Consider the following 13,444-nt stretch of genomic DNA (forward strand, 5'->3'; position numbering starts at 1 on the left):
CGCTCATCTCTCATCCCCTCCCGACTTGATGCTCCCCGGGATCAGCCGCTCCAGCACACGCACGATCGTGACAATCGCGGCGCCGAAGCCGACACCGAAGATCAGCAGCATGGTCTGTCCGGCACCGGCAGCGATGCCGACGGCAGCGGCCAGCCAGATGTTTGCGGCCGATGTCAGATTGTGAACATTGCCGCGTGACACGAAGATCGCGCCGGCGGCGATGAAGCCGACAGCCTGCGCCAGCCCCTGAATGACCCGCAACGGATCACTGCCCGGCGCATCGTGCAGCGCGAGATCGTGGTGGATCATCATTGCCGAGACGGTGATCAGGGCCGAACTCAGGGCGACGAGCGCATGTGTCCGGATACCTGCCGCAATGCCGCGAAATTCCCGGTCGAGCCCGAGAAGCAGCCCGGCAAAGCTTGCAAGTCCAAGGCGGAAGACGATTTCCTCCAGCGTCATCTGTGGCCCCTACAACAGAACAGAGGAAACCCAACCGTCACGGCCTGTCCGAGTTCCCTTTGTGGACCTGTTCTAAGCTCCGCGGGAGGTCCCGGCGCGGGTCATCTCGATCATTGTCGGGCGGAATCCGGCGGCCGCAAACAGCCGTTGTCCCGCCTCGTTCCGGTAGGCCGTCGACAGCACAACCTGTTCGGCGCCGCGCGCCGTCAGTTCGGCCACAACGGCATCCAGCAGCCTGCGGCCGACGCCCCGGTTTCTCGCGGACGGATCAACGAAGATGTCGTGGACGACGCCGGCCGGCCCGCGCAGCGACATGTAGTCGTAGCCTTCGAGCCCCGCATAGGTGTAGCCGGTGAGGATGCCGTCGACCTCCGCCACGAGGATGATCACGTCCCTCTGGCGAAGCTGGCCGGACAGCCAGTCGGCATAGGCATCGGCCGTGCCGGTCTTTGCGGGGATGAATCGATCGCGGTCCCATTGATGGTGAAGCGCCATCAGTTGCGCGCCGAATCTCCCAAGCGCTGGAATATCCGAGGGCGTCGCGGTTCTGATGGCAGGGCCGGCGGGCGCTGGTTCTTTCATCACGATTGCATCCTGCAAGTGTTGTGGCAGCTTTCGGTCGGTTGTTGGGTGCCTGCCGCAAGAGACGATCGTCGCGGAGACATGATCTTCATGTGCGGCGCATCTGGTCGGGTGCTTGCGGACGTCGCGTTCAATCCGGGCCAGCCAGTTGTGTTTCGATCGCGGCTTTGTCGAGGACCGACCAGACGGCGACGATCTTCAGCCTGGCGAACTCGTAGAAGACGTTTTCGGTAAACTCTACGCGGCGTCCGTTGACGGGCAGTCCAAGGAATTTTCCCTTCGGCGTGCAGTCGAAGGAGAGGCGTGCGGCGAGACGCGGCGGCTCGCAGACGATCAGGTCTGCCTCGAAGCGCAGGTCCGGGATGTCGCGGTAATCCTTCTCGAGCATTTCCCTGTACCCGGAAAGTCCCAGCGGCCGGCCATTGTGACGCGCCTCGTCGTCAACGAACCGGCCAAGCTCGTCCCAGGCCTGGCGATTGAGACAATCGAGATAGGCGCGGTAGACATCGGCAAGTTCGGCCATCGGTAGCAGTCTTTCCCAAGCTGGAGGGGTCGGTCGCCCGTGTCACCGACCGACAGGGTGTGAGATAGCGCTTGGAGCCGGGCCTCCAAGAGCGAGAGCCGCGCGGTCGCCGGCGACGGACCGGGAAAACTGCGGACGGCTTGCGGTGGGACCTCGCGCAACTTTCCAGGTGGCAAGCGGTTAGCGGCGCGCCAGGCTCTGCGTGCCCGGCAGACCCCCGAAGCCCCGACAGGAGTTTGCATGTCCATCGATCTCGCCCATGCCGTCGTCGTCATCACCGGAGCGTCGAGTGGCATTGGCCAGGCGACCGCGGAAGCCTTTGCCCGCCGCGGCAGCCGGCTTGTGCTTGCTGCCCGGAGCCTGGCGGCACTGGAGAAGGTTGCCGAGACCTGCCGGTCGCTGGGCGCGGATGCGATTGCGGTAGAGACCGACGTCACGGATCCGCAGGCGGTGGTCGCGCTTGCCTCGAAAGCCGAAGAGTTCGGCCGGATCGACGTCTGGGTCAGCAATGTCGGCATCGGCGCCGTCGGCCGCTTTCATGAAACGCCGATCGAGGCGCACGAGCAGGTGGTTCGCGCCAACCTGCTCGGCCACATCAATGATGCGCATGCGGTGGTGCCGATCTTCCTGCGCCAGGGACACGGCGTATTCATCAACATGATCTCGCTCGGAGGCTTTGCGGCAGCACCCTTTGCCGCAGCCTACAGCGCCAGCAAGTTCGGCCTTCGCGGCTTTGCCGAGGCCCTGCGTGCCGAGCTTGCCGACAAGCCGAATATCCACATCTGCGACATCTATCCGGCCTTCGTCGATACGCCGGGGTTACGCCACGGGGCGAACTATGTCGGACGGGAAATCACCGCGCCGCCGCCGGTCATCAACGCGCGTCGCGTTGCACGGGCGATCGTCGAGGTGGCGATTTCGCCCAGGCCAAGCACCACCGTCGGCTCGGTCACGGCGATGACGAGGCTTGCCCATCTCGTGGCGCCGAACTTTGCAGCCAGAACTCTCGGCCGCTTCATGGAGGGCTATTTCGAGCGTGCGCCGCGGGTCGAGGTCAGCAGCGGCAACCTCTACGGACCGCCGGCAAGGGCCGGCGGCATTGACGGCGGCCTCCGATCGGAGGCCTCGCACACCTCGAGAAACGTGGTTCTGGCGCTGACCGCCATCGCGGCACTGGCTGCCGGTGCGGCTGTCGCGTCCGGTTCCCATCGCCGGCGCCGGTCTATAGACGCCCTATCGGACTGGCTGTCGCGCCACCGCTGAGGGACGCGCTATCGGTCAGTAGGTGGATGGCGAAACATGAGCATCCTGGTGGTGCAGGTGACACTGAACTTCCCGGAGATCGTGCTGCTGGAAACCTCGTTGTCCTTTCTCGGCCTTGGTGTTCAGCCGCCCGGAACGAGCCTCGGTTTGACGCTGGGCGAGGGGCGCAACTATATAGCTACCGCCTGGTGGATTGGCATTCCGGCAGGCATGGTGATCTTCCTCACCACCCTGTCGATCAGCATCATCGGCGATTGGACGCGTGATCTTCTCGACCCAGCAGCGGCCAAGAGCGAATAGGATACGCATGACACAGTCCTCCGGCAGGAACCTGCCCGACATCCGCGGCATCATCGCCGATCTCGATGGTGTCGTTTTCCGCGGCAACACGCCGATCGAGAGCGCGGTGCAGAGCTTCGCCGCATGGCGCGAGGCCGGCATTCCGTATTGTTTCGTCACCAACAATTCCACCCGCACGACCGAAGAGGTAGCGGCCAAGCTGTCCGCCATGGGCGTCCTGACGGATCCCAGCCAGGTGATCTCCACTGCCACCGGCACCCGCGGCATTTTGCGCAGGACCTGGCCGAAGGGTGGGCGGGCTTACGTGCTCGGTGCTCCCTCCCTGGAGCAGGCCGTTGTGGAGGCGGGCTTCGAGATCGCCGAGGAGCGCGTCGACTGCGTTGTGGCCGGCCTCGACAAGGGGTTCACCTATGCGCGGTTGGACCGGGCGGTGAGCCTTGTCATGGGCGGGGCAAGACTGATCGGGACCAATCCGGATGTGCTTCTGCCGAAGGATGGCGGGTTCGAGCCGGGCGCCGGGTCCATTCTGGCGGCCATCGTCGCCGCGACCCGTGCAGAGCCGCTGATCGTCGGAAAACCGCAGCCTCATCTTATCCAGGACGCCGTCGCCCTGCTGGGGATCGACCATGGGCAGGTGATCATGATCGGCGACCAGTTGGAAACCGATATCGTCGCCGCGCAGCGCGCTGGCGTGTTTGCCGTGCTCGTCGAAACGGGGGTGCCTAATCCGTCGGGCAGCGGCATCACGCCGGACCTGACGGTGTCGACGCTGACCGATCTGCAAGCGATAATGGCGGGCCGCGTCCAAGCGTAGCTCGGCGGCCAGCGTCGGTCACTGGAGTAAGCAACTACTCCAGCAGGTCATAGCTGATCAGGTCGAGCTGCGGTGCCCCGGTTCTGAGGATGGTGTCGCGAGCAATGAACGAATAGCGACGTCCCTGCTCCAGAGGCACGGGCATCAGTTCGGAAAGATCTCGGCTGACGTAGAGAACCACGTCTTGTCCCTCCGGCGTGCGAGCCCGCATGGCAGGGCCGACCTGACGCGCGCGCGGCGCGTTGACCATCAGCGTGCGATCGTTGATGTCCGGCGTGGTATCGATGAGCGTGGCTTCCAGCCGCAGCAGCTTGTTGGCCACCGGATCTTTACTCGCATCATAAGAGCCGGTCGCCTTCGAGCGATCCTGCGAGTTCCTCTGATCGGCGGCACGATAGGCGGCAAAGTCCGGGTAGCGAATAACCCAATCCTGCGTCTTGGCCTGGTTCATGACGCGGTAGGCGGCGCCGGCAATCGTGGAACTGACGCGCTGCGGGTCGCCGCCGCCATCGACGATCTTGATGAAGTCGTCGAGCCGCTTGCGTGGCGAGGGATCGTTTTCGAACAGGACCTTGAGGCCCGGGCCGAACGCAAGCCCTACCTGCTTCTGATTTGGTGCGATGACAAGGACAGCTCCGTTGCCGACGTCCATCTTCCCGACCCGCATCTGACGCATGACGTCGAGCGCAAACTGGTCCGGCGTGCGCCCGCGAAGGTCTTTCGTCACGACGGTGACAACCTCGACATTGGCTGCCGCGGCGAACGCGAAAGCCGTCTGCTGCAGCTTGTCGCGGACGGCCGGGTCGAAGATTCCCACCTCGTCGTAGACAAAGCGGTCGAACTTCGACGACGTGGCGTCCGCCTGGAGCGGCGGCAGCCGATCAATGACGGCCGGGCCGATCGTCTTTGCCGGGCTCTTGGCATTCGGGATCTCGATGTCGCCCGGACCGGGGATGTCCGGCATCGCAGCGTTCGCCACGTGCGGAGCCGCAAGCGTCCGACGTGATCCCGCCACCGTCGCCGCACTTTGCGGATCTGGCTGCGGTTCTGGCTGCGGAGCGGTTTGCGGCGCGGGCGTGCTTCCTGCCACGACTGCGCCTGCTTCGCATTGCTGCTGCTGCTCGCAGGACTGCAACCAACCCGCCTGCAGCGCCTTCAGACGCTTGGCTCGTCCTGGATGGGTCGGTCCGTCAGTCGCGGGGATCAGGGTGGCAATCGCTTTCTCGGCCTGCGGCAGCGTTGCGCCCATCTTGAACAGAACGAAGCCGGAGAACTTGTCCGCCTCCAGTTCCGTCGGTGGCTGACTGCCGCCCGGCATCAGCGTGTGCCCCGAGAGGTGATGGCCGATTTCGTGCGCGAGGATCGACGTGCCGGGCCAGCCGTCCTCTCCTGTCGCTTTCGTCACCTGACGCATGAAATCGCGGCTGTAGGCGATGACGCGCTTCGGGATTCCGTCATTGCCGAGCACGATCATGGCTGCCGCATTGGGAACATCGGTCTCCATGATGGTGAAGTTCTGGGGCAGGCCCGTGAAGCGCATGATCCTGTCGATCGCTGCCTTGCCCTCCACATCTGCGGCGCCATCCATCGCCGCAGCTTTCACCGTCAGCGCCTTGCCGTCGTAGGAGCAGGCCTGCAGCATGGCGCTGAGCTGCGTCGTCAACTCCTCCTCGCTCGGCTGGTCCTGTCCCTTGCTCTCGCTGGCAGGCTTGGCCGGTTCAGCCTGGGCAACCAGGATGCCACGTTCCGACTGTTGGAGCCTGGAGAAGATGGGATCGCAAATCGCCTTGTCTTGAGGCGTTGCCCAGAGGCTGCCGGCACCGGCGGCCTCGGATTGCAGAGGCAGGAGCGACGCAGCGGCGACGCTGGCGCAGAGCAGAACATAACTTTTCATGAAACCTCCCTATCGTTCGTGTCGACCTCGATCAGGATATCTGTGCCAAGACGATACGGATGACCGCCCGCGCATAGAGATAGAACAGTCCTTGCTTGGCGACGAAGAACATCGCAGCGCCAACGGCGGGCCACCACCATTGTTGCCGCCAACTGATGGCGAAAAACTGGCCGAACGCGAGAAACACGATGCCCGCCTCGATCCAGCCCATATAGACAGCGGAGGCGGCGCGATGCGCTGCGACCGCTTGCCGTGAAGAATCGACGAGAAGCGGCGACAGAGACAGGATGCTGGCCACCAGGATGACGAAGTGCGTGTAGGTCGCAAGCACCAGATGCTCGAAGATGTTGAAGCCGCCGCGCGACCAGAACACGATGTTGGAGGCGATCAGGATGGCAAGGATCCCGAGTGAAAACGACCACTTCGAATAGCTGCGGACCAGTTCCACGGCCCGGCTGAGTGTCTCGTCGTCGGTGCCGAGATAATCCGTCTGCGCGATCACGAGGAGCAGCACGACGATCGCCGCCAGCAGGAGCTTCAGCGGATGTGTGTGGCTCTTGCGTTGGCCGAAGACGTATTCTCGCGCCACGATGCCGGGCCGGAACAGGACCTTGAGCGCCGACTTGACGAGGTCTCCTTCGAACCAGCGTATCTTTTCCCAGGCCTCGTCACGCAGATGCCCGGCACCGAGCCGCGCCACTTTCTTTTGACCACACACCTGGCAATAGAGATCGTTCAGCGCTGCCCCGCAGTTGCGGCATAGAGGGAGATCGAAATGGGACTGCCCCATCTCGCACGCGGGACTGCCGGCCGTAGCCGCGCTCTCAGGCCGAGCGACTGGCGAGTCCTTCGGCAACTTCATTGCGTCAATTGGCTGATCGTTCACCACGCTATCCCAAGGTGCAAGAAGGAGATGAAGTTTGCGGCAACGGCAAACGCCCTGCGCAGCAATTTAGGTCCACGCTGCAGCCTGTAAAGTTCGGTGTCGTTGCTCAGCCGACAGAGGGTCGTAGTGGAGAGTCCTGAACCGAGCGGCCGAGGGATTAACCCCGGGCGAGGCCGACCAAGTCTCCCCCGATATCGGTCAGACCGGAAAATCAGGGTTCAGGAATTGAGAATCTCGGTCAGTCTGCGAGCGAGCCAGCCTCGGATGCATCGAGAACGCTGCGAAGTGCCGAGATGAAAACCCTGACCTTGGGCAGCACGAGCCGCGTCGTCGGGTAGACCGCCCAGATGCCAATCACTTCCGGCACGGCATCTTCCAGCACGACCCGCAGCAGCCGACCTGCCTTCACGTCCTCTGCGATATTCCAGTCCGACAGAAGCGCGATGCCGCCACCAGCGAGGCAGGCGGCATGGCAACCGGCAATGCTGCTGGCGGAAAACCGGCCCGAGACGCGTACCGAGGCCTCTTCGTCGCCACGCATGAAGGTCCAGTGCGACACGCCGCTCATCGGCAGGCAGTCGTGGTTGGAAAGTTCCGCGGTGCTGCGCGGCAGACCCCGCGCCAGCGCGTAGGCCGGGGCGGCGACCAGCGAGCGCGGGTTGTCCCTGAGTTTCTGAGCGATGAGGCTGCTGTCGCGCAGCCGGGAGATGCGGATGGCGAGGTCGGTACCGGTGCTGATCAGGTCCGGCATATGGTCGCTCATGTCGAGCGACAGCCCAAGCTCGGGGTTGGCGGCGAGCAGACCGGGCACCATCGGCGCCACGAGTTTCAGCCCGAAGGCAATCGGCACCGAGACGCGCAGCAGACCGGCAGCACCGCGCCCTTCGGAGCGCACGCGGGCGCGTCCCTGCTGTGCGTTCTCAACCAAGGCCTCGGCGAAGGGAAGAAATGCTTCGCCTTCCGGCGTCAGGGCCAGCGACCGCGTGGTGCGATGCAGAAGCCGGACGCCGAGCGTCGCCTCGAGCGAGGTCAACCGCCGCGTCGCCATCATCGGCGAGATCCCCAGCCGTCGCGCTGCCTCCGAGAGGCTTCCGGCAGTGACGGCGTTGACGAAGACAGCGGCATCCTCGGTGTTCATTATAACACTTTCGGTTAGTCAGCATGATCAGCATCGGTAGCTACTGCAGATCCGGACCAGAAACTAGATTGGTCTCACGTTCAACCTGAAAGGCAGAGACGATGAAGACGGCAGATACGCAGACGCGGCCGGTTCCGGGCACAAGCAGGGCAGCGCTGCTGGCGATGGCGGCGGCGAGCGGCATCGCGGTGGCGAATATCTATTACAACCAGCCGATGCTCGGCCTGATCGAGCAGGATTTCCCCGGACAGCCCGCAGCCGCCATGGTACCGACGGCAACCCAGCTCGGCTATGCGCTCGGCCTGTTTCTCCTGTTGCCGCTCGGCGACCTCGTCAATCGCCGCCGCCTGATCATCGGCCAGTTCCTGGTGCTGGCGATCGCGGTCGCGGTGGCGGCAACCGCCTCCTCGGCGGTGATGCTGATCATCTGCTCGCTGTTCGTCGGCGCAAGTGCCACGGTTGCCCAGCAGATTGTTCCGTTCGCTGCATCGCTGGCAACGCCCGACAAGCGCGGATCGACGATCGGCACGGTGATGGCCGGCGTCCTCTCCGGCATCCTGTTCAGCCGCACGCTGTCCGGCTTCGTCGGCGAACACGCCGGCTGGCGCGAGATGTTCTGGCTCGGCGTTCCGCTGGCGCTGCTTGCCGCTGCCATGATGATCTGGGCTCTGCCGAACCATCGTCCGGTGTCGCGCATGCGCTACCACTCGGCCATGATTTCCCTGCGGCATCTGTGGAAGCGTGAGCCCGCGCTGCGTGTGGCGACAGCTGTCCAGGCGGCCCTGTTTGCTTCCTTCACCGTTTTCTGGACGATCCTCGCGCTGTATCTGCAAGGGCCGCAGTTCAACCTTGGTGCCGATGTCGCAGGGCTCTTCGGGATCGTCGGTGCGGTCGGCGTCTTCGCGGCACCCGTTGCCGGCCGGATCGCCGACAGGAAGGGGCCGCATCTTGTAGTCTGGATGGGCGCCGCGCTCACCGTTGCCGCCTGGATCATCTTCGGCACGTCGGCTTCGCTGGTGGCGCTGGTCGTCGGCGTCATCGTGCTCGACTTCGGCATCCAGAGCGCGCTCGTCTCCAATCAGCACATCATCTATGCGCTTGATCCGGAGGCCCGCAGCCGCCTGAATACGATCTTCATGACAGGAATGTTTCTCGGCGGTGCCGCCGGTTCGGCACTCGGCAGCCTCGCCTGGAGCTACGGAGCATGGACCACCGTCAGTGCGCTTGGCGCAGCTCTCGGGGTCGTCGCTCTTGGCATTCGTGCCGCGGATCACCTGGGTCGATCCGCAGCGCACCGCTCTCACTGACAGGAGGCCCTGGTCGAGCCGGCTCACGGCTAATCAAGTTCAGTGAGCTTGGAAGGAAGAGCGCCCTCGGGTGGGCGCTCTTCGTGTTGTGCTCGATCAGACAGCCTGTCCGGCGATCGTGGCGAAGCCGTGCTCGGCGGCTTCCAGAGCGACGGCGATGTCGGCCTGCGTATGGGCGGCGCAGAGGAACATGTTGTGCCGCGGGTGGAAATACACACCCTTCGACAGGGCGGCATTGCAGAAAGCGTAGCCCTTTGCGAAGTCGGCGTCGTCGTCGAACAGCACGGTCGGCATCTGCGCCGGGCCAGACTGGCGGATCGACAGGCCGAACTGACGCGAGCGGGTTTCAAGTCCGTCGCGCAGCATCTGGCCAAGCCGCGCCACTTTTTCCGGAACGTTGTCACGGCGCACCACCTTCAGTGTCGCCAGCCCGGCGGCCATCGACACGGCGCCGGCCCAGAACGAGCCGGTGACGAACACCTGCGAAGCCGCCTTGCGCAGCCAGTCGCTCCCGGTCACGGCCGACAGGGTGTAGCCGTTGGCGATCGCCTTGCTCCAGGCGGAGAGATCAGGGCGAACGCCAAGCGGCTCCCAGCTGCCTGCGCTATGTAGGCGAAAACCGGTGCGGACTTCGTCGAGGATGAGGGCGGCCCCCTTGGCGTCGGCGAGCCGTCGGGCTGCCTTGGCAAAATCCTGGGTCGGCAGTTCCTGGTCGAAGCTCATGTCGTGGCGGTAGGCCGAGACAATGATCGCAGCAATGTCTTCGCCGCCAGCCTTGATCGCGTCTTCAAGCGACTCGATGTCGTTGAACGTGTAGTAGACGAGATGGGCGCGATCTTCCGCCGTCACGCCGACCAGCGACGGAGAGCACCAGGGAACCGCGCCGTGATAGGCGCCCTTGGCGACGAGGATCTTGCGCCTGCCGGTGGCCGCACGGGCGACGGTGACGCAGGTCGTGGTCGCGTCGGTACCGTTTTTCTGGAACATGGTCCAGTCGGCATGGGCGATGGTGTCGACCACCAGTTCCGCCAGTTCGACCATGACTTCGGCAGGCCCGTTCAGGCAGTCGCCCATCCGTCGCTGGCGCTCGGCGGCCTCTTCGACCTCCGGGTGCTGGTGGCCGAGCAGGTTCGGGCCCCAGCTGCACATGAAGTCGACATAGCGGTTGCCGTCGACGTCAAACAGGATGCCGCCTTCGCCACGGCGGAAGAACTGCGGATAGGCATCCGGGAGTTTTGCGGCATGAAGGTGCCCCCACATTCCGCTCGGCACGACCTTTTCGGCCCGCGCCCGCAAAGCAGCATCCTGTACCCTGACCAGATTCGACATGAAGTTTCTCCAGATTCCTGCCAATGATATATCATATATTAATGGGCGGTGCCAAGCCCGCTACGGAACTGCCCGGCTTCACTGCTGCGCAAATTTTGCTCGACGGGTGGAGGGGAAATAGGCGGAGACAGGGCTGTAGATCGGAACGAGCTTTGCGCATGGGATAGCGAAGCTAACCGTGGACGATCACCGCAGGTTGCGGGTATATGACGTGCATGGATCTTTCCGCGGCTGCGCGAATGCCTTAAGACCTTGAGCTCAGGTATATCATATATAAGAGAAGTTCTGGACGTGCGTGTGCTTCCGCGGCCGTCAGGATGTGTCGAGGACAAGCGATGAACGAGATTGATCAGACCTCTGGCGAACGCAGCGTCGGGCCGATCGCCCGCGACAGCCTGACAGGGCTCGTCTACAACAATCTCCGCCAGGCACTGATGGAAGGCCGCTTCTGGCCTGGACATCGCTTCAAGATTCGCGATCTGGCGGCGACGATGAATGTCTCCGAAACGCCGATCCGTGAGGCGCTGATGCAGCTTGTGCGCGCCAGAGCGCTGGAAATGCAGGCCGGCCGGTCGATTGCCGTCTCCCACATGACCGCCAAGCAGTACATCGAACTGCGCACAGTCCGGCTGTTCCTCGAAGGGCTCGCGGCAGAGCACGCCACGACGCGGGTCTCGGAGGCCGACATCGACCGCATGGAAGCCATCCATGCCGACCTGATCGCTGCCGAGCAGCAGCAGCGCTGGTCGGATGCGGTGCGCGCCAACTGGCAGTTCCATCGCGGCCTGTACGAAGGGTCCGAACTGCCGGAGGTGCTGGCGATCCTCGACGATATCTGGATGCGTAATGGGCCGCTTCTGAACTTCCATTATCCCAGCGCGCCGCCGACCTACCCGAACGAGCATCAGCACCTGTCTGTCCTCAAATACCTGCGGCAGCGCCGTGCCGACAAGGTGCGCGAGGCGATCCAGGCGGACATGATGGAGGGCGGGCAGAACCTTGTTCGCCTGCTGGAAACGTCCGGCGGCACCCGTTACATGACGCCGCCGACCGTCTGAAGCCACGGATGCCAACAGGCTCGTCATGACGCCGGCTTTGCCAGCGCCTCGCGCACCGTCGCTGCCATCGCCTCTGCGGACAACCCATATTTCTCGAAGAGATAGGCTGTGCTACCGCCTTCCGCGAACGTGTCGCGGACGCCGACGCGGCGGAATTTCGCCTGGACGTCGTTTTCCATGAGCATCTCAGCGACAGCGCTGCCGAGCCCGCCGATGATCGAGTGATTTTCCGCCGTGACGACGAGGGGCATCTGCCGGGCGAGGTCGACGAGGGCAGGATCCAGCGGCTTGATGGTCGCCATGTCGACGACCGTCAGCTCGACGCCTTCAAGGCTCAGCGCCTCAGCCGCCGACAGTGCGATATCGACCATCATGCCGCAGGCGACAATCATTCCCTGGCGGCCGTCGCGCAGCACCCGCATCTTGCCAATGGTGAAATCGGATGCGCTGTCATCCGTGTTCTCGATCCCGTCGGCCCGCTTCAGCCGCAGATAGACCGGACCGTCGTACCGGGCGATGGCCGCGACAGCCGCGCGCACCTGATCCGGACTGCTCGGCTCGATCACCGTCATGTTCGGCAGCGCGCGCATCAAGGCGATATCGTCAATCGCCTGATGCGAAACGCCGAGGAGGGTCGTCAGCCCCGGGATGACGCCGACGATCTTCACGTTGGCGCGCGGGTAGGCAACCTGCATCGCCAACTGGTCGTAGCAGCGCCGGGTGACGAAGACGCAGAAGCTGTGAACAAAGGGTATCTCGCCGGAGCGGGCAAGGCCGCCGGCAATGCCAACCATGTTGGCTTCGGCGATGCCCACCTGATGAAAACGCTCCGGCAACTGGTTGCGAAACAGGTCCGTCTCGGTCGACAGCGTCAGATCCGCCGTCAGGCAGACGATGCGATCGTCACTGCGGGCCGCGTCTAGCAGCGCTTCGCCATAGTGTTTCCTGGCGTTCGCCGCAGAGGCGCCGCGGGCATTGAAATCCAGCACCTCCAGCGAGGTGCGATCGTCGGGCTGGCTCATGTCCGCTCCTCCGCGTCGCCCAGGGCGGCGAGCGCTTCCGTGGCGATCTCCGCCGGCAGTTTCAGATTGTGGGCGAGGATCCCTTCAAGCGACGGCACGCCTTTGCCGGCAATCGTCGACGCGACGAGGCAGGTCGGCCTGTCCCGATCGCGCGCTTGGTCGAGCGCCGTCAGCAAAGCCGGAATGTCGTGCCCGTCGATATCCTCCGCGGCCCAGCCGAAGCTTGAGAACTTCCCGGCGACCGGAGCCACCGACACCACCTTGTCGATGTGACCCTCAACCTGCATGCTGTTGTAATCGATGATCAGGCAGAGGTTGGAGAGACCGGCGCTGCCGGCATAGAGGACTGCCTCCCACAGTTGGCCCTCCTGCAGCTCGCCATCGCCAAGCACCACGTAGACGCGGCTCTGCGAGCCTCGCCGCCGTGCCGCGAGCGCCATTCCGATGCCGACGGACAGACCCTGCCCGAGCGAGCCGAGCGTCGCTTCGACCGCCGTGCCGACCCGCTCCGAGGCATTGACCTCGAATACCGAGCCATCCTTGCAGTAGGCGCCCACCAGGTCGCGGTCGACGATGCCGCGGGCGGCGAGTGTTGCGTAGAAAATAGCCGTGTTGTGGGCTGTCGAGAGCAGGAAGCGGTCGCGATCGGCCCATTGCGCGTCCGACGGATCGAGCCGCATTTCGGCGAAATAGAGAACGGCGAAAAGGTCGGCGGCGCCCAGCCCCTGCTGGACATAGCCCTGGCCTGTCGGCGCCACCAGATCGATGACGTCGCGTCTCAGCGACCGGGCAATGCGCGCGAGTTCTAACGGATCGCGGACCCGTGCAGCGGGCTGCCGTTCCCGGCTGATGGCACTGTTCATCGG

13 protein-coding genes and 1 pseudogene are annotated in these 13,444 nt (G+C 64.2%); 5 read left to right on the forward strand and 9 right to left on the reverse strand.

The annotated features are described in order from the left end of the window. Positions 1-3 precede the first annotated feature (3 nt). From ACR65N_RS06570 to ACR65N_RS06580, 3 genes are all read right to left on the reverse strand, one after another. On the reverse strand, positions 4-462 hold the full coding sequence (locus ACR65N_RS06570; RefSeq protein ID WP_440456284.1) for an MgtC/SapB family protein: 459 nt from the start codon (positions 460-462) through the stop codon (positions 4-6). A gap of 72 nt (positions 463-534) precedes the next feature. Further along, positions 535-1,044 (reverse strand): GNAT family N-acetyltransferase, encoded by a 510-nt coding sequence (locus tag ACR65N_RS06575; RefSeq protein ID WP_440456780.1) that lies wholly within the window; start codon positions 1,042-1,044, stop codon positions 535-537. Positions 1,045-1,174: 130 nt separating this feature from the next. Beyond that, on the reverse strand, positions 1,175-1,567 hold the full coding sequence (locus ACR65N_RS06580; protein WP_440456285.1) for an ester cyclase: 393 nt from the start codon (positions 1,565-1,567) through the stop codon (positions 1,175-1,177). 240 nt (positions 1,568-1,807) lie between these two features. On the opposite strand from ACR65N_RS06580, the gene ACR65N_RS06585 reads away from it, so the two are divergent. The 3 genes and pseudogenes from ACR65N_RS06585 (at position 1,808) to ACR65N_RS06595 (ending at position 3,944) form a co-directional block, all read left to right on the forward strand. Next, positions 1,808-2,830, forward strand: coding sequence for an SDR family oxidoreductase (locus ACR65N_RS06585; RefSeq protein WP_440456286.1), 1,023 nt, complete (start codon positions 1,808-1,810; stop codon positions 2,828-2,830). A gap of 42 nt (positions 2,831-2,872) precedes the next feature. Continuing rightward, positions 2,873-3,130: pseudogene (locus ACR65N_RS06590) on the forward strand (ABC transporter permease); the annotation flags it as partial. Between the two features lie 7 nt (positions 3,131-3,137). After that, the gene (locus tag ACR65N_RS06595; RefSeq protein ID WP_440456287.1) at positions 3,138-3,944 is read left to right on the forward strand and encodes an HAD-IIA family hydrolase; all 807 of its coding nucleotides are present in this window, start codon (positions 3,138-3,140) and stop codon (positions 3,942-3,944) included. Between the two features lie 34 nt (positions 3,945-3,978). On the opposite strand, the gene ACR65N_RS06600 is transcribed toward ACR65N_RS06595, so the two are convergent. From ACR65N_RS06600 to ACR65N_RS06610, 3 genes are all read right to left on the reverse strand, one after another. Further along, positions 3,979-5,838: a TPM domain-containing protein gene (locus tag ACR65N_RS06600; protein WP_440456288.1), complete on the reverse strand. Its 1,860-nt coding sequence runs from the start codon at positions 5,836-5,838 to the stop codon at positions 3,979-3,981. 31 nt (positions 5,839-5,869) lie between these two features. Then, positions 5,870-6,724 (reverse strand): DUF3667 domain-containing protein, encoded by an 855-nt coding sequence (locus ACR65N_RS06605; protein WP_440456289.1) that lies wholly within the window; start codon positions 6,722-6,724, stop codon positions 5,870-5,872. 238 nt (positions 6,725-6,962) lie between these two features. After that, positions 6,963-7,862 (reverse strand): LysR family transcriptional regulator, encoded by a 900-nt coding sequence (locus tag ACR65N_RS06610; protein ID WP_440456290.1) that lies wholly within the window; start codon positions 7,860-7,862, stop codon positions 6,963-6,965. 101 nt (positions 7,863-7,963) lie between these two features. Here ACR65N_RS06610 and ACR65N_RS06615 point away from each other — a divergent pair, with 101 nt between their 5' ends. Next, positions 7,964-9,169, forward strand: a complete 1,206-nt coding sequence (locus ACR65N_RS06615) for an MFS transporter (protein WP_440456291.1) — start codon at positions 7,964-7,966, stop codon at positions 9,167-9,169. A gap of 96 nt (positions 9,170-9,265) precedes the next feature. Here ACR65N_RS06615 and ACR65N_RS06620 read toward each other — a convergent pair whose 3' ends face one another. Next, a complete protein-coding gene (locus ACR65N_RS06620; RefSeq protein WP_440456292.1) occupies positions 9,266-10,498 on the reverse strand; it encodes an aminotransferase class III-fold pyridoxal phosphate-dependent enzyme in 1,233 nt (410 codons plus the stop codon). Between the two features lie 335 nt (positions 10,499-10,833). On the opposite strand from ACR65N_RS06620, the gene ACR65N_RS06625 reads away from it, so the two are divergent. Then, positions 10,834-11,556 (forward strand): GntR family transcriptional regulator, encoded by a 723-nt coding sequence (locus ACR65N_RS06625; RefSeq protein ID WP_430306683.1) that lies wholly within the window; start codon positions 10,834-10,836, stop codon positions 11,554-11,556. Positions 11,557-11,579: 23 nt separating this feature from the next. On the opposite strand, the gene ACR65N_RS06630 is transcribed toward ACR65N_RS06625, so the two are convergent. Both ACR65N_RS06630 and ACR65N_RS06635 read right to left on the reverse strand, forming a co-directional pair. Next, positions 11,580-12,578 (reverse strand): transketolase family protein, encoded by a 999-nt coding sequence (locus tag ACR65N_RS06630; RefSeq protein WP_440456293.1) that lies wholly within the window; start codon positions 12,576-12,578, stop codon positions 11,580-11,582. Next, the gene (locus tag ACR65N_RS06635; RefSeq protein ID WP_440456294.1) at positions 12,575-13,441 is read right to left on the reverse strand and encodes a transketolase; all 867 of its coding nucleotides are present in this window, start codon (positions 13,439-13,441) and stop codon (positions 12,575-12,577) included. Before ACR65N_RS06635 ends, ACR65N_RS06630 begins: the two co-directional genes overlap by 4 nt. Positions 13,442-13,444: the final 3 nt, after the last annotated feature.

The organism is Rhizobium sp. SAFR-030, assembly GCF_059415005.1.